The organism is Halobaculum sp. CBA1158 (genome assembly GCF_021431925.1).
In the GTDB taxonomy this organism is placed as follows: Archaea; Halobacteriota; Halobacteria; order Halobacteriales; family Haloferacaceae; genus Halobaculum.
Map to the genome: position 1 here is coordinate 259,858 of NZ_CP090371.1, position 14,910 is coordinate 274,767.

At 69.0% G+C, this 14,910-nt stretch carries 17 protein-coding genes; 13 read left to right on the top strand and 4 right to left on the bottom strand.

The window, feature by feature from the left end:
- Positions 1 to 8: 8 nt before the first annotated feature.
- Both Hbl1158_RS01270 and Hbl1158_RS01275 read right to left on the bottom strand, forming a co-directional pair.
- On the bottom strand, positions 9 to 1,337 hold the full coding sequence (locus tag Hbl1158_RS01270; protein ID WP_234298273.1) for a TIGR00341 family protein: 1,329 nt from the start codon (positions 1,335 to 1,337) through the stop codon (positions 9 to 11).
- A 66-nt stretch (positions 1,338 to 1,403) separates the two neighbouring features.
- Entirely contained in the window at positions 1,404 to 2,171 is a 768-nt protein-coding gene (locus tag Hbl1158_RS01275) for a 5-formyltetrahydrofolate cyclo-ligase (RefSeq protein ID WP_234298274.1), read from the bottom strand.
- Positions 2,172 to 2,307: 136 nt separating this feature from the next.
- Here Hbl1158_RS01275 and engB point away from each other — a divergent pair, with 136 nt between their 5' ends.
- Both engB and Hbl1158_RS01285 read left to right on the top strand, forming a co-directional pair.
- Complete coding sequence (gene engB, locus Hbl1158_RS01280; RefSeq protein ID WP_234298275.1) at positions 2,308 to 2,940, top strand: GTP-binding protein EngB; 633 nt, start codon at positions 2,308 to 2,310, stop codon at positions 2,938 to 2,940.
- Positions 2,941 to 3,334: 394 nt separating this feature from the next.
- Complete coding sequence (locus tag Hbl1158_RS01285; protein WP_234298276.1) at positions 3,335 to 4,804, top strand: DHH family phosphoesterase; 1,470 nt, start codon at positions 3,335 to 3,337, stop codon at positions 4,802 to 4,804.
- Positions 4,805 to 4,822: 18 nt separating this feature from the next.
- Here Hbl1158_RS01285 and Hbl1158_RS01290 read toward each other — a convergent pair whose 3' ends face one another.
- Positions 4,823 to 5,407: a response regulator gene (locus Hbl1158_RS01290; protein ID WP_234298277.1), complete on the bottom strand. Its 585-nt coding sequence runs from the start codon at positions 5,405 to 5,407 to the stop codon at positions 4,823 to 4,825.
- A gap of 218 nt (positions 5,408 to 5,625) precedes the next feature.
- On the opposite strand from Hbl1158_RS01290, the gene Hbl1158_RS01295 reads away from it, so the two are divergent.
- Positions 5,626 to 6,357, top strand: a complete 732-nt coding sequence (locus Hbl1158_RS01295) for an ATPase domain-containing protein (protein ID WP_234298278.1) — start codon at positions 5,626 to 5,628, stop codon at positions 6,355 to 6,357.
- A gap of 48 nt (positions 6,358 to 6,405) precedes the next feature.
- Here the strand turns inward: Hbl1158_RS01295 and Hbl1158_RS01300 are convergent, their stop codons facing one another.
- On the bottom strand, positions 6,406 to 6,747 hold the full coding sequence (locus Hbl1158_RS01300; RefSeq protein WP_234298279.1) for a helix-turn-helix domain-containing protein: 342 nt from the start codon (positions 6,745 to 6,747) through the stop codon (positions 6,406 to 6,408).
- Positions 6,748 to 6,964: 217 nt separating this feature from the next.
- Between Hbl1158_RS01300 and Hbl1158_RS01305 the strand changes: the two genes are divergently transcribed.
- The 10 genes from Hbl1158_RS01305 (at position 6,965) to Hbl1158_RS01350 (ending at position 14,783) form a co-directional block, all read left to right on the top strand.
- A complete protein-coding gene (locus Hbl1158_RS01305) occupies positions 6,965 to 7,567 on the top strand; it encodes an archaellin/type IV pilin N-terminal domain-containing protein (protein ID WP_234298280.1) in 603 nt (200 codons plus the stop codon).
- A gap of 2 nt (positions 7,568 to 7,569) precedes the next feature.
- Positions 7,570 to 8,181 carry an archaellin/type IV pilin N-terminal domain-containing protein gene (locus Hbl1158_RS01310; protein ID WP_234298281.1) on the top strand — a complete coding sequence of 204 codons (612 nt, stop codon included), beginning with the start codon at positions 7,570 to 7,572 and terminating at the stop codon, positions 8,179 to 8,181.
- A gap of 56 nt (positions 8,182 to 8,237) precedes the next feature.
- Positions 8,238 to 9,233 (top strand): hypothetical protein, encoded by a 996-nt coding sequence (locus tag Hbl1158_RS01315; RefSeq protein ID WP_234298282.1) that lies wholly within the window; start codon positions 8,238 to 8,240, stop codon positions 9,231 to 9,233.
- A 91-nt stretch (positions 9,234 to 9,324) separates the two neighbouring features.
- Positions 9,325 to 9,687, top strand: coding sequence for a chemotaxis protein CheY (gene cheY, locus Hbl1158_RS01320; protein WP_234298283.1), 363 nt, complete (start codon positions 9,325 to 9,327; stop codon positions 9,685 to 9,687).
- Between the two features lie 2 nt (positions 9,688 to 9,689).
- A complete protein-coding gene (locus tag Hbl1158_RS01325) occupies positions 9,690 to 10,889 on the top strand; it encodes a chemotaxis protein CheC (protein WP_234298284.1) in 1,200 nt (399 codons plus the stop codon).
- Between the two features lie 7 nt (positions 10,890 to 10,896).
- A complete protein-coding gene (locus Hbl1158_RS01330; RefSeq protein ID WP_234298285.1) occupies positions 10,897 to 11,436 on the top strand; it encodes a chemotaxis protein CheD in 540 nt (179 codons plus the stop codon).
- Positions 11,437 to 11,613: 177 nt separating this feature from the next.
- Positions 11,614 to 13,110, top strand: a complete 1,497-nt coding sequence (locus tag Hbl1158_RS01335) for a FlaD/FlaE family flagellar protein (protein WP_234298286.1) — start codon at positions 11,614 to 11,616, stop codon at positions 13,108 to 13,110.
- Positions 13,094 to 13,543, top strand: coding sequence for a flagellin (locus tag Hbl1158_RS01340; protein WP_234298287.1), 450 nt, complete (start codon positions 13,094 to 13,096; stop codon positions 13,541 to 13,543). Before Hbl1158_RS01335 ends, Hbl1158_RS01340 begins: the two co-directional genes overlap by 17 nt.
- 1 nt (position 13,544) lies before the next feature.
- Positions 13,545 to 13,997 (top strand): flagellar protein G, encoded by a 453-nt coding sequence (locus Hbl1158_RS01345; protein WP_234298288.1) that lies wholly within the window; start codon positions 13,545 to 13,547, stop codon positions 13,995 to 13,997.
- A 27-nt stretch (positions 13,998 to 14,024) separates the two neighbouring features.
- Positions 14,025 to 14,783, top strand: coding sequence for an ATPase domain-containing protein (locus tag Hbl1158_RS01350; RefSeq protein ID WP_234298289.1), 759 nt, complete (start codon positions 14,025 to 14,027; stop codon positions 14,781 to 14,783).
- Positions 14,784 to 14,910: the final 127 nt, after the last annotated feature.

The window sequence follows — 14,910 nt, forward strand, 5'->3', positions numbered from 1 at the left end:
GCTCCGGTTCACGCTCCGTCCGATCCGACGCGGGCGTCCTCGACGGCGACGTACCGCACGGACACGTCGACGGTCGCCGGCTCCCCCAGGCCGAGCGGCGCTCCGGCCTCGTCGTCCAGCGCCCGGCTCAACTCCGCGGCGATCCCCGGCGGCGGCGCGTCCGGCGGGTGGCCGACCGTGACCGTCACCGCCGTGGGCTGGCGGAACGGGAAGCCGCCGTAGGTGACCGCCACGTCGAGCACGTACGCGTCGCCCGACAACAGCGCGTCGGCCTCTTCGTGGGCGGCCGATTCGAACTGCGCGCTCTCGTAGGACGCGACCGTCACGCCCGCGAGCACGGCCGTCGACAGCAGGATGGCGACGCCGAGCACGCCGACCCGCCGGATGGTCGTCGCGCGCGCCTCGTCGAGGCGCCAGAACGACTCCGGTCGGTACCCCTTGTACCACAGCGTCGCCAGCGCGGCGAAGTTGATCGCCACGAAGTTGACGACGACCAGAAGCGCCGCGCCCGCGACGGTGCCCGGACGACCCCACGCGATGCCGATACCCACGACGGCCGTCGGCGGGACCAGCGCCGCCGCGATCATGACGCCGACGAGCGCCGACGAGACGCCGGAGGCGAGCGACAACGCGCCGGCGACGCCCGATCCCAGCGCGATGGGCAGCGAGAGCACGTCGGGCGCGAGTCGCTCCCGGACCTCCGCGATCGAGAACACCTCCTCGACGCCGAAGGGGACGACCCGCCCGTACCGAAGTATCGCCGCGAACACGGCCGCGCTCGCCACCCCCAGAACGGCTCCGAACGCCTGGAGCTTCACCCCGCGAGCGAACAGTTCGTCGTTGTCGAGTACGGTGCCGACGCTGGCGGCCATCGCCGGCCCGATCAACGGCGCTATCACCATCGACCCGACGACGACCGCCGCCGAGTCGAGCAGCAGCCCCGCCGTGGCGACGACGGTGCTGATGACTGTCATCGTCACGAACGCGCCCAGCCGGGGCGACATCTCCGTCGCGCGCGCCTCCAGTTCTTCGCGGGCGATCCGGTCGCCGTTGCCGTTCTCGTCCTCGGCGTACCGCTCTTCCAACTTCTCGAAGCGCTTCGAGACGACCGTCTCGGCGTTGAGGACGACCGTGTACGCGTCGCGCTCGAGGCCGGCGTCGCGAAGCTCCGCGAGCACCGGCTCGACGGCCTCCGTCGGCAGCGGGAACGAGACGACCGCCGTGTACTCCCGGCCGCTCGTCTCGTCGGAGAGCACGTAGTCGATCTCCTCCCCGTCGAGCGTCGAGAGGACCGTCTCGCGCTTGCCCGCCGGCACCATCACCTGAACGAGTCGCACGGGCGAACCTCGGGGACAGGACAGTTATAATCGACGGGCGGAGCAGCCGTCGACGTCGCCCCGCGCTCACTCGGGGGAGAGCCGACGCAACGCCGGGATCGACTCCAGTTTCTCCTCCGGGAGCGCCTCCCAGTCGATCCCGTCGGGTCGCGGCGGCCGGTCGACGCGTCGCCGACCATCGTCGCGGTCGGGGTAGCTGTCGTCGTCAACGCCCCGAGAATCCGCCGTCCGGACCGTCCGTTTCGGGGTACAGATCAGGTCCAGCGGCACGTCGTGGGCGGCCAACTCGACCGCGCGGTCGACGACCTGCATCGGGTGCACAGTCGTCGCGACGGTCGTCCCGTCGTCGACCGCACCAAACTCCGACAGCACGGCGAACTCAAGGTCGGCGAACCCCTCGCCCTTCCCCACGCGGCCGCCGGACTCGGTGACCGCGACGCTCCCCGAGACGATCAGGTCGACGTGCGGCATCTCGTCGGGGTCGACCGGGACGCCGTGGTTCGAGGACCCGGACACCGTGGTCGCCTCGTCGATGTCGGGCACCTCCTCGGGCGCGAGACGGAGGAACGGCCGCTCCTCGCGGAGGCGGGGGACGGCCATGTACACCGTCTTTCCGGCCCGGAGGGCGGCGCGACGCACCGGAAGCTGCGGGGCGTCGGGGTTCGCCTTGATCGCGTCGGCCGCCTCCCACTCCGGGGTGTCGGTCAACCGCCGGCAGGCGGCGTCTGCGCCCGCGAAGTTCGGGATCCGGCCGTGCGGCGGGAACGGGAATCGGGCCTCGCCCGACGTCTCCAGGGCGTCCCAGACTCGCTCACGGAGGGGCTGTTTGTCCATGTCCGTGCGTCGACGGGCGGAGACTTGGGCGCGTCGCTGCCCGCGGGCGACTCGGGGGGCGTCCGCGAACGGCTCGTAGTCGCGTTCGTCGCGCGCACCCGCGTCCCTTATCCGCCGCGGCGGCCCACCACCGGACATGACCTTCGAGGGGCGGCCCGACCGGGACGCGGAGGTCGTCCTCGTCGGGCGGTCGAACGTCGGCAAGTCGACGCTGATGCGCGAGCTGACCGGCCACGACGTGGCGACGGGCAAGAAGCCGGGCGTCACCCGGAAACCGAACCACTTCGACTGGACCGGCCAGTCGTTCATGTTCACGGACCTCCCGGGGTTCGGATTCATGTCCGGCGTCGAGGAGGAGCAGCGCGAGGCGATCAAGACGGACGTGGTGCGCTACGTCGAGAAGAACGCCGACTCGATCATCGCGGGCGTGCTCGTCGTCGACGGGAAGTCCGTGATCGACATCATCGACCGGCACAGCGGCGAGGGCGAGATCCCGCACGACGTGGAGCTGTTCGGCTTCCTCCAGGACGTGGACGTGGCTCCGGTCGTCGCGGTGAACAAGATGGACAAGGTGGACGACCGCGACGAGCGCCTGAACGAGCTGTGCGACCGGCTGGGGCTGTACCCGCCGTGGCAGCAGTGGTCGGGCGAGGGCGGAACGATCGCGCCGATCACAGCGAAGAAGGGTCGGATCGAGCCGCTGAACGAGGCGCTCCGGGGGCACTTTCGGGAGGCGAAACGCGACGACCTGTTGCAGTTCGTGAAGTGACCTCGATCCGATCGCCGTCCGGGTCGGGACCGCCGTCCGGGTCGGGACCGTCGTCCGGGTCGGTTCGACGACCTCGGCGGCGACGCTCTCGAACGCCCCCGGCACGTCGGCTCCTTGCGGTTCCACCCACAGCGACTGCACCCGCCTGCACCGCGCCTCGCCCTCCCCAGCCGCCTCACTCCCTCGCTTCGCTCGGTCGTTCGCCCCTCGCACGCGGCGGCCGCGCACGAGGCGCGGCCGGTCGCGCGCCACCGCGGTCGCGCTCCCGCGCACGCAGTCTCCCCATCCGTCCTCAGTAGCCGGACTATCCGTCCCCGGTAGCCGAACCGACTCCCGGTCGACCACCGTCAGAGTACGAGCGTTTATCCCGGAGAACGCCTCACCCTCGCACAGGATGGCGAGCGCGGACAGCGAGGACGAGGCGGAATCGGTCGCGAGCGAGGGGTTTCCCGTCCCCGAACTCCGCGAGCGCGCCGAGGCGTGCGCCGCCCGGCTCCGCGACGCCCGGGAGTTCCTCCTGTGCTCGCACATCGACGCGGACGGCCTCACCAGCGCCGCCGTCGCCGTCGCCGCGTTCGAGCGCGCCGGCCTCGACTTCGAGACGGCCTTCTTCAAGCAGCTCGACGCCGACGCCGTCGCCTCCATCGCCGCGACCGACTACGACGTCATCTGCTTCACCGACTTCGGCAGCGGCCAGCTCGACGTGATCGCACCGCACGAGGACGCCGGCGAGTTCGTTCCCGTGATCGTCGACCACCACCAGCCCGCGGAGGCAGACACCGAGTTCCACCTCAACCCCCTGCTCGAGGGGCTCGACGGCGCGAGCGAACTGTCGGGCGCGGGAGCCGCGTACCTCCTCGGGCGCGCACTCGGGGACGCGACGGGCGTCGACAACCGCGACCTCGCGGCGCTCGCGGTCGTCGGCGCGGTCGGCGACATGCAGGACACCGAGGGCGGACTCTCGGGTGCTAACGAGGCGCTCGTCGCCGACGCCGTCGCCGCCGACGCGCTGGAGGAGGTGACCGATCTGGCGCTGTACGGGCGACAGACCCGGCCGCTTCCCAAGCTCCTCGAGTACGCCAGCGAGGCACGGATTCCCGGGATATCGAACGACGAGGCGGGTTCGATCGAGTTCCTCTCGGGGCTCGACGTGCCGATGAAAGACGACGACGGCGAGTGGCGGCGCTGGGTCGACCTCGACGCCGAGGAGCGACGCACCGTCGCCAGCGCGCTCATCCGGCGGGCGGTCTCCTCGGGGGTGCCGAGCGAGCGCGTCGACGGGCTCGTCGACACCACCTACGTCCTCGCCGACGAGGAGCCCGGCACCGAACTGCGCGACGTGAGCGAGTTCTCGACGCTCCTGAACGCGACCGCGCGATACGAGCGCGCCGACGTGGGACTCGCTGTGTGTCTCGGCGACCGCGAGGAGGCGTTGGCGGAAGCCAGGGCCCTGCTGCGCAACCACCGCCGGAATCTCTCGGAGGGGCTCCGGTGGGTGACGAACGAGGGCGTCGAGCGCGAGGAGCACCTCCAGTGGTTCGACGCCGGCACCCGGATCCGCGAGACGATCGTCGGGATCGTCGCGGGCATGGCCGTCGGGGCCGACGGCGTCTCCCGGCAGAGACCGATCGTCGCGTTCGCGGACGCGGGCGACGGCGAGACGAAGGTCTCCGCCAGGGGAAGCGGCCACCTCGTGCGCGAGGGACTGGACCTGTCGGCGGTGATGCGCCAGGCCAGCCGCGCGGTCGGCGGCGACGGCGGCGGGCACGACGTCGCCGCGGGCGCGACGATCCCGGCGGACGAGCGCGACGCGTTCCTCGAGGCGGCCGACGATCTGATCGGCGAGCAGATCGGTGAAGAGTAGGCGAGTCGAGCCGGCGAGTCAGGCGGACTCGGAGGCCGACGACCGGGACTCGCCCATGTCACGGAACAGCATCCGGTAGTCGTCCGGGGAGAACGCGGCCGCGAGATCGTCGAGGTCGGACTGGAGGGCGTCGATGCTCGACAGCAGGTCCTCGTACTTCGGCGAGGAGCGAAGCTCCGCCGGCGTTCGCTCCGCCTCGAGGACGGCTCGTTTCGTCACGAGCGAGGCCGTGCGCTGGAGGGTGTCGTCGTACTGCGCTCGGGTACCGAGGCGCTCGACGGCCGACTGGATGTCGTCGCGCGTCGCCGGCTTGACGAGATACAGGTCGAAGCCCATCTCGACGATGTCGACGTCGGGCTCGACGGCCGTCACCATCGCGACGCGGCAGTCGAGGTCGCGGTCGCGGATCTCCGCGAGGATCTCCGAGCCGGACGTATCGGGCAGCCGACGGTCGAGCAGCACGGCGTCGGTGTCGGCGTCGACGCGCTCGAGGGCCTCCTCGCCGGTGTTCGCGACGGACACGTCGTAGTCTCCCGCGAGGTATCCACGGTACAATTCCGCTACCTCGGGCTCGTCCTCGACGATGAGCACGCGGCGCGTCACCGGATCCACCTCCGGCCCCGATAGCTCCCGGCGCGTCGACCCCCGCCGTCAGTCATGTTCGTCATCCGGATGTGTTTGAGCTTAAAACTGTCGCACGCGAGGGGCGGTCTCGCGCCCGAAATTTCAGGCGTAGTGACACGACACCGCGGCGCGGAGGCGACACGGTCGTCGGCCACACGGCGGAACCGTTTTCATTTGTGAGGACGGCGGGTATGCACATGGTAGGTACGGTTCCGACCGGAGTCGACGGACTCGACTCGGTTCTCAACGGCGGGCTGGTGGAGAACGCGACGGTACTGGTGAGCGGCAACCCCGGTACCGGGAAGTCGCTGTTCGGTATACAGTACCTCTACAACGGCGTTCAGGAGTACGACGAACACGGCATCTACATCTCCTTCGAGGAGAACGAGGAGGACATCCGGCAGGCCGCCGAGTCGATCGGCTTCGACGAGTGGGGCGACCTCGTCGACAGCGGCGCGATCAAGGTGTACGACAAACAGCACATGCTCCGCGAGGGCGACTTCTCGTCGGCGCTCGACACGCTGATGGAAGACTTCGCGAACACCTCCTACGATCGGCTCGTGCTCGACTCGCTGACGATGTTCTCGCTGTTCTTCGACGACGAGAAGGAGAAGCGCACCTATCTCCTGAAGTTCTCTGACATCCTGAAGCAGAACGGACTCACGTCGCTTCTCATCAACGAGCAGGGCGCTGTGTTCCCACAGACGGAGATCGGCCTGGAAAACTTCCTCACCGACGGCAACATCTACTTCATCCAGACGCCGACGGACTCCGGCGTCAACCGCTACGTCTGGGTGGCGAAGATGCGCAAACAGGACATCGACACCGACATCTTCCCGATGGAGATCGACGACGGCGGCCTCAAGGTGTACGACCGCGCCGGCGGGTTCTCGATGATGGGACGCGACGGTCCAGAGGCCGGGTTCTGAGGCGTCGCCTCGCCGTCGCGTCGATCCCCTCGCGACGACCCCGACGGCTCAGCCGTCGGTCATCGTCCGCCACACGTCGTCGAGTTTGTTCTTGACCTCCGAGCGCTCCTCCAGTTCCACGGTCAGGCCGTCGCGGAACGTCACGTTCACTCCGTCGACGCACCGACGGTACACCTTGATTCGACGGTGTTCCTCCGACAGCGGTCGGTCGTGTAGCTCCAGGAGCTCGGTGTCCTCGAGCTCGTTGATCCGACGATAGCAGGTGGCGATCGGCACGTCGAGCTGGTTCGACAGCTCCTGTGCCGACTTCGGCTCGCCCGCCGCGTCGAGGATCTCGGGGTTGTACTTGTTCCCCAGCACCTCGATGACTTCCTCGTCGTCCGCAGCCATGCTCTCAGTACTGATTGTGAATGGGATAAGCGTACCGCCTCGACCCCCATCCAGTCGCTCGATCTCTTCGAGAGCGTGATATCGCTATCGCGATCGATACGCACACTCCGAATTATCGAATGTGAATTTTGGTGCCGTGGCTTTAATATGCAATTCGGTGTCGAACTGCCTACAACTCGTCCTCTACCGCGGGGGCGGGACCGAGAGAACCACAGCAATGTTCGAGTTCATCACGGACGAGGAGGAGCGCGGGCAAGTGGGAATCGGGACGCTCATCGTGTTCATCGCGATGGTACTGGTGGCGGCGATCGCCGCCGGCGTCCTGATCAACACCGCCGGCTTCCTCCAGTCCAAGTCACAGGAAACGGGACAACAGAGCAGTAAACAGGTCAGCGACCGCCTCCAGGAAGTCGTCACCGTCGGTCAAGTGAAAGATAACGGTGCCGATCCGAACACCATCGACGCGGTGAACGTGACGGTCACGCAGGCACCGGGTGCCGGCGAGATCGACCTCCAGAACGCCACGATCAACTGGATCGGTCCATCGGGCACCGAGACGCTGGTCCACGATCAGGCGTCCGGAACCGACTGGAAGTTCAACACCACCGCGGTCAAGAACACCGACGACTCGAAGACCGTCCTCAACGACCCGGACGACCGGTTCAACATCAACTTCGACCTCACCGCGACCGATGCGCCTGATACCCTCCAGGAGGGGCAGGAAGTGACGATCAAGATCAACACGATGGCCGGCGCGACGACGACGATCCGGTTCACCGTGCCCGAGTCGCTCGGGCAGAAGAGCGCCGTCGAGCTGTAACCATGTTCGAGTTCATCACGGACGAGGAGGAGCGCGGGCAAGTGGGGATCGGGACGCTCATCGTGTTCATCGCGATGGTGCTGGTGGCGGCGATCGCCGCCGGCGTCCTGATCAACACCGCCGGCTTCCTCCAGTCCAAGGCGCAGGAAACGGGTCAGCAGTCGACCCAGCAGGTCAGCGACCGACTGCAGGAGGTTGCGACCGTTGGGAACGTCACGGAGAACAACGGTGAATCGGTCATCGACGCGGTGAACGTGACGGTCACGCAGGCACCGGGTGCCGGCGAGATCGACCTCCAGAACGCCACGGTCACGTGGATCGGGCCGGAGGGAACGTTCATACTCAACCACGAGAACGCCGGCAGCTCGATCGACGACACGTTCACCACCGAGGCCGTGAAGGACGCCGACGGCGGCGCTGACAGCACGGTGTTGAACGATCCCGACGACCGGTTCAACATCCAATTCAACCTCAGCACGGCCTCAGAGAAACCCAACCTGCTCCACGAGGGTGAGGAGGTGACGGTCAAGATCAACACGATGGCCGGCTCGACGACGACGATCCGGTTCTCCGTGCCCGAGTCGCTCGGGCAGAAGGAGGGCGTCGAGCTGTAAGCCGTCGCGACCACCGCCGACTACACTTTTCACGTGCGCGTCCCAACCGACCACGCATGAGCGACGACGCCCCGCGCGGCAACCCCGGTGTCGACCCGGACGACCTCGACATCTCCGAGAGCGAGTACGTCCGCGAACTGGGCGAGGACCGCTACGTCGTCTCGGCGGGGAGCCGCCCTCCGCGGGTCGGGGACCGCGCGGGCGACGCCGACGGGGATCCGGACGGGGACGCCGCGCCCGAGGCGAGACAGGACCCCCGTACCGAGGACCCCCGTTCCGAGGACGCTCCCGACGCCGCGTCGCTGGCCGAGGCCGCGCGCGAGGGACTCGCGCCCGACGAGGGGCCGGGAGCCGCCGCCGTCGACGACGGCGTCGCCGACGCGGACGCCGCCGCTGGTCCGCCGGCCGCCGACACCGACACCCATGCCGAAACCGACACCGGTGTTCGTTCGGGCGGAGGCACCGCTGATGCGAGTGCCCGAACGGACGAGACCGCCCCCGGAGCCGCTCGTCCCGCGGACGCCGGGTTGCCGGACGCCGGGTCGTCGGACGCCGGGTCGTCGGACACCGGATCGTCGGACGCCGGCACGGCCAGGGATCGATCGACCGCACGCGACCGCCCGGCATCACACGAGCGACGGGGCGCGCCGCGCCGCGAGGACGCCGGCGCGACGGACGCCGGCACGGCCGATCCGGCGGCGCTCGACGCTGGGGCGGTCGGCCAGTGGCTCGCGGCGTCGCTGGCTGACTCGGAGTTCGCGTACGGCTTCGACGCGACGCTGTCGCTGAACGGGAGGACCGCCCGTCACCGGATGGCCTCCGACGACGTGGGCGAGACGTTCGAGACGCTCGTCACCTGGTTCGCGGGGGCCGCCGGCGGCGACACCCCGACCGAGGACGCCCTCGGGATCCTCTTGGCCGGAATGGACAACGGCCCGCGGGTTCCCCCGAACGCCGTCCGATCGGCGCTGGGGCGGCTCGGGCTCTCACGCGACGACTCGATGGAGGATCTCCTCGAGGCGCTGGAGCGCGAGGGCGGACTCCGACTGTAGCGCCGGCCCGTCGCGACTTCGGCCCCCGCGTTTTCACGCCTGATACCTACGGGGATGCGTTTATCATCGCCGCCGGAAGCCGATCCCGTATATGCCGACCAGCGTTCTGATCGCGGACGACTCGGAGTTCATGCGGAACCTCCTGCGGGAGATCCTCGAGGGGGAGTTCGAGATCGTCGGCGAGGCCGAGAACGGCGTCGAGGCGGTCGACCTCTACGGCGAGCACTCGCCCGACATCGTGATGATGGACATCGTCATGCCGATCCGCAACGGGATCGAGGCGACCACCGAGATCACGGAGGAACACCCCGACGCGAACGTCATCATGTGCACGAGCGTCGGGCAGGAGGAGAAGATGAAGGCCGCGATCAAGGCGGGTGCGGAGGGGTACATCACGAAACCGTTCCAGAAGCCGAACGTGCTCGAAGCCATCAACGACGCCGTCCCCGCGTAGGGATGTACGTCGACATCCAGTCGCTGGGGGAGTTCTCCGACCTCGCGAGCCAGGGGGCCGACCGCGCGGCGGACGCGCTCGGACAACTCGCCGACGCGAACGTGTACGTCGACGTGACGGACGTGACGCTGATGGCCGCCGGCGACCTCCGGGAGGCGTTCGCCGGCCGGGAGTTCGTCGGCGTCGAGATCGGGCTGGAGGGCGGTATCGCCGGACAGACCGTGATGGCGTTCGAACTGGAGGCGGCCGAGAGCCTCGTCGACCGACTCATGCCCGGCGGCGGCGACGGGGAGTTCGTCAGAAGCGGCGTCACCGAGGCGGGCAACATCATGACCTCGGGGTTCATCGACGGCTGGGCCGACCACCTCGGCGTCGCCATCGACATGACCCCGCCCGCGTACGTCCGCGCCTCCGGCACCGACATCCTGCCCGACGGCGCGTTCGACGACGCCCGCGAGGGCGTGTTCATGTTCGAGTCGAAGGTGTCCTCGATGGACGAGGAGCTCGAGTTCATGATCTACATGCTCCCCGAGTACGCCGGGTTCACCGACATGCTGGGTCACGACAGCCCCGTCGGCGACGCCGGCGAGGCGGTCCCGGTGGAGAAGCTGCCGACGTTCAACGAGATGACTCGGCAGGGCGCGTCGTCGGCCGCCGATAACATCACGATGATGACCGGCACCGAGACTGACGTGGACGTGTCGCGTCTCCGGTTCGTTCCCGTGCAGGACGTGCCCGCGGAACTCGGCGAGGAGACCGTCGCCGGGACGGTGTTCGAGCTCCACGGCGACCCCAGCGGCTACCTCGCCATCCTCTTCGACGAGGCCTCCGCCGAGGAGGTCGCCGGCGGGATGATCCCCACGGAGACTGATCCGGGGATCGGCGACATGGAGAAGGGCGCGCTCCGGGAGCTGGGCAACATCATGACCTCGGGGTTCATCGACGGCTGGGCGAACGTGCTCGGCACGAGCATCGAGCACACCCCGCCGCAGTTCGTCCACGACATGGGATCGGCGGTGATGAGCCCGCTCGTGAGCCGGCTCGGGAAGACGCAGGACCACGCGTTCATCATCGACTCCACGGTCCGAACCCCCGACGGCAGCGTCCGCTGTGACATCTACGCCCTGCCGGACCAACGCGAACTGGCCGCGGCCCTCGACCGGATCGAGCCCGCCGCGACCGACGGCGGCCACGCCCGGTGACCCCCACGTGAGCCCCTCCGACTCCACGCCGGCGGACGCGGGCGCGTCCCCGTCGTCGCCCGACGCGTCGGTTCCGCGCCGGAAGGTCGGGCTCTCGGAGTCGGCGGTCGCCGGCGACGACGCGCTGCTGGTCACCAGCGGACTCGGCTCGTGTCTCGGGATCGCGGTGTACCACCCGGAGACCGGGGTCGGCGGGCTGCTCCACGCGATGCTCCCCGCGGCCGACGGTCGCCCCGGGGTCGACGAGAAGTACGTCGAGGAGGGCGTCGCCGCCCTGGTCGAGGCGGTGGTCGACGCGGGCGGCGACTCGACGGCGCTTCGCGCGAAGATGGCCGGGGCCGCCGAGATGATCGAGTTCGACCGCACGGGCGGCGGCGACTCGGTCGGCAGGCGCAACGTCGCCGCGGCCCGCGCGGCGCTCGACGCCCGCGGGATCCCGCTCGTCGCCGCCGACACCGGCGGCGACCGCGGCCGCTCGCTCCGGTTCGAGACCCGCTCGGGCCGACTGCACGTCTCGTACGCCGGCGGCGAGACGGTCGTTCTCTAGCGCCGAGAGCACCGCTGCACAGGATTCATCGATCCGTGTCGCCTCCGTCCGTGTCGATCGAGTCGTCCCCGTCCGTACCGCTCGTTTCGTCACCGTCCGTACGGCCCGTGTCGTCCGTTATCGGGGGCGATAATCCGCGGGATGGGTTTAAGTTTTGTTCGGAGGTGTCTCGTGGTAATGGGTCTCCTCACCGCACTATCGGGAGTCGGGGTCGCTGGGGTGCCGGGAGCCGAGGCGGGGCTGCTGGTCTCGCTGGGGCTTCTGGGTGCCAGCCTCCTCGATCGCTTCCGCGACGGCGACGACGGACCCGGGGACGTCGAGGCCGACGACGACGACGATGACCTGTTGGGCGGCGACGACGGCGCGTTCGGCGGCGACGACGGCGGCGACGACGACCTCGGCGACCTCGGTGGTATGGACGACTGGGACGACGACGGCGACGACCCCTTCGGCGGCGACGACGGTGGCGACGACGGCGTCGCCGAGTTGGAGAAGCGCGTCGACGACCTGGAAAACGAGGTCGCGAGCCTCTCCTCGACGGTCAACACCGTCCGTTCGGAGAACGAGGAGATCTCCGGGAAGGTCGAGGACATGGGCGAGGACGTCCGGAGCCTGCTCGACATCTACGAGATGGTCACGCGCGGGATCAATCCCTTCGTCGACGACGTGCAGGGCGGGGGCGATCTCGGCGGTGCCGGCGAGGGCGGCTTCGGTCTGTTCGACGACGCCGGCGAGGAGGAGGAGACGGACGACGAACTCGACGAGGACCTCGCCAGCGCCGACGCCGAGGGGTTCTTCGACGACGACCTCGCCGGCGACGACGAGGACGAGTTCGGGGACGACCTCGGTGACGGGGACGACCTCGACGGCATGGACGACATGGACGGCATGGACGACATGGACGGGGGGATGGACGACGGCTTCGAGGACGGAGCTGAGTTCGACGACGACCTCGACGGCGACTTCGAGGACGAGGAGACCGACGACACCGATTCAGAACCCATGGGGACCGACAACGGCAGCGGCAAGAGCTTCAGTGAACTGAAAGACGAGTACGAGTCCGGCGACGCCGACTGGGACGAGGGCGAGGAGCCGGCCGGCGAGGCGGACGCCGGCGGCGACGCGCTCGACGCCGAGCCGGAGTCGAACGGCCACGACGCCGGCGGCGACCTCGGTCTCGACGACGGGTCGGATCCGGAGCCCGAACCGGAGCCGGAGTCGACGGCCGGGCCGACCGATCCGAGCCGACGCGGCGAGGGGGTCGACGAGAACGGCGGCTTCGAGTTCGTCGAGGAGGACGACCTCTCCGACGAGCCGGACAAGCCGTACCTCACCAGCCTGCCGGGCGACTACGTGGGCGACCTGATGGTGATGGAGTGGCTGGAGTTCCTCGTCGAGGAGTCGACCACGACCGACGCCGTACGGGCGGTCAACTACTACGAGCGCGTCGAGTGGATCGACGGGGAGGTCGCAGACCAACTCAAGGGCTTCCTCTCCGGGTTCGGCGACATCGACCGCAACCTGATGGACCGGCCCGGCACGGACCAGCTCGACCTCGATCACCACACTCGGAGCCTCAAGTACATCATGCAACTGACCGACGCCACCGCGGAGTCGGTGGTCATCGACCGCTGGCCGCAGCTCTCCGGAGGCATGCATGGGCCTCAGCGTTAGCGCCTCCGCCGGCGTCGTCTTCCTGGGCGTGTTCCTCGCGGTCGGCATCGCCTACCCCGCCGCGGCGAACGGCTTCGAGCGAGTGACGGACGCCCGCGGCGACGCAGCCGACCGCGCGCTCGAGCGCGCCAACACCGACGTCGAGGTGACGAACGCGACGTACTTCGAGGCCAACGAGACGCTCGTGGTGCGCGCCGACAACGACGGCACCACGAGCGTCGGCGTCGAGGACGCAACGCTGTTCGTCGACAACGTGATCCCGGCGGCCGCGAACACGACCGTCACCGTCGAGGGCGACGGCGACACCGGGCTGTGGCTCCCCGGCGAGACGGCGCGCTTCGAGGTCGACCTCGCCGGCGAGCCGACGCCCGAGCGGGCCCAGGTCGTCGTCGACCACGGCGTCCGCGACGCGAGCGAGGTCGGGGTGAACTGAGATGGCGGGTGGGAGCGCCGCCGAACTCATCCTGTTCATCGCGGCGATCGTCATCGCCGCGTCGGTCGCGGGCACCCTCACGAGCGAGGTCACCCGCGTCAGCGACGCCCTCTCGGCGAAGTCGCTCGACGTCGCCGGCGACATCCGCGCCGACGCCGAGATCGTCTCCGACGCCGGATCGCGGGTGTACAACCGGTCGGGGAACGGAAACGTCACGATCCACGTCCGCAACACGGGTGCATCGGATCTCCCGGCGGACCCCGGGACGATCGACGTCCTCCTCGACGGCGAGTACCGGACGGACGTGACCGTCACCACCGTCGACGGCGACGCGACGTGGCACACCGGCGACGTGGTGCGCCTCGAGTTCCCGGCCGACCTCGACCCCGACACCGACCACCGCCTGAAGCTGGTCGTCCGCGGCGACGAGGAAGTGTTCCGCTTCAGGACCTGAACCGACGCGACTCACCGACTCACACCAATGTCACGAGCACAACAGAATACGCTGCTATCGATCGGGATGCCCGAGCGCGACCAACTGAACAAGGAGCTCGGCGGGGGGATCCCCCGCGGGTCGATCGTCCTCATGGAGGGCGACTACGGCGCGGGGAAGTCCGCGCTCTCCCAGCGATTCTCCTACGGTCTCGTCGACGAGGGGTCGACGGTCACCCTGCTGTCGACGGAGATGACCGTCTCGGGGTTCATCGACCAGATGTACTCCCTGGGGTACGACGTGACGAAGCCCCTGCTCAACGAGGAGCTCCTCTTCCTGGCGGCGGACTTCGACTCCGGCGGTAACTTCTCCGAGAGCGACGGCGACCGCAAGGAGCTGCTCAAGCGCCTGATGGAGGCGGAGGCGATGTGGCAGTCGGACGTGATCATCCTCGACACGTTCGACTCCATCCTCCGCAACGATCCCACCTTCGAGGCGCTCGTCCGCAACAACGACGAGCGCCAGGCGGCCCTGGAGATCATCTCCTTCTTCCGGGACATGATATCCAACGGGAAGGTGATCGTTCTCACCGTCGACCCCTCCGCCGTCGGCGACGACGCCATCGGTCCGTTCCGCTCCATCGCCGACGTGTTCCTCGAACTGCAGATGGTCGAGGTCGGCTCCGACGTGCGCCGCAACATCGCCGTCAAGCGCTTCGCCGGCATGGGGAGTCAGGTCGGCGACTCCATCGGCTTCTCGGTGCGCTCGGGCACCGGGATCGTCATCGAGTCCCGCAGCGTCGCCTGAGCGGTCCCTCGATTCCTCGACGGCATCGTCGCGGTCGCTGTGGCGGTCGCCGTCGATCCCTCTCGTCGCCCCCGGCCTCGTTATCCGAGCTGATAGCTCGCGGGGAGGGTTTAAGCCTCGTTCGCGG

Coding starts and splice junctions, on each gene's coding strand:
- Hbl1158_RS01275 (WP_234298274.1), bottom strand. CDS start 2,171: ATGGACAAACAGCCCCTCCGTGAGCGAGTCTGGGACGCCCTGGAGACG.
- engB (WP_234298275.1), top strand. CDS start 2,308: ATGACCTTCGAGGGGCGGCCCGACCGGGACGCGGAGGTCGTCCTCGTC.
- Hbl1158_RS01285 (WP_234298276.1), top strand. CDS start 3,335: ATGGCGAGCGCGGACAGCGAGGACGAGGCGGAATCGGTCGCGAGCGAG.
- Hbl1158_RS01295 (WP_234298278.1), top strand. CDS start 5,626: ATGGTAGGTACGGTTCCGACCGGAGTCGACGGACTCGACTCGGTTCTC.
- Hbl1158_RS01300 (WP_234298279.1), bottom strand. CDS start 6,747: ATGGCTGCGGACGACGAGGAAGTCATCGAGGTGCTGGGGAACAAGTAC.
- Hbl1158_RS01305 (WP_234298280.1), top strand. CDS start 6,965: ATGTTCGAGTTCATCACGGACGAGGAGGAGCGCGGGCAAGTGGGAATC.
- Hbl1158_RS01310 (WP_234298281.1), top strand. CDS start 7,570: ATGTTCGAGTTCATCACGGACGAGGAGGAGCGCGGGCAAGTGGGGATC.
- Hbl1158_RS01315 (WP_234298282.1), top strand. CDS start 8,238: ATGAGCGACGACGCCCCGCGCGGCAACCCCGGTGTCGACCCGGACGAC.
- cheY (WP_234298283.1), top strand. CDS start 9,325: ATGCCGACCAGCGTTCTGATCGCGGACGACTCGGAGTTCATGCGGAAC.
- Hbl1158_RS01325 (WP_234298284.1), top strand. CDS start 9,690: ATGTACGTCGACATCCAGTCGCTGGGGGAGTTCTCCGACCTCGCGAGC.
- Hbl1158_RS01335 (WP_234298286.1), top strand. CDS start 11,614: ATGGGTCTCCTCACCGCACTATCGGGAGTCGGGGTCGCTGGGGTGCCG.
- Hbl1158_RS01340 (WP_234298287.1), top strand. CDS start 13,094: ATGGGCCTCAGCGTTAGCGCCTCCGCCGGCGTCGTCTTCCTGGGCGTG.
- Hbl1158_RS01345 (WP_234298288.1), top strand. CDS start 13,545: ATGGCGGGTGGGAGCGCCGCCGAACTCATCCTGTTCATCGCGGCGATC.
- Hbl1158_RS01350 (WP_234298289.1), top strand. CDS start 14,025: ATGTCACGAGCACAACAGAATACGCTGCTATCGATCGGGATGCCCGAG.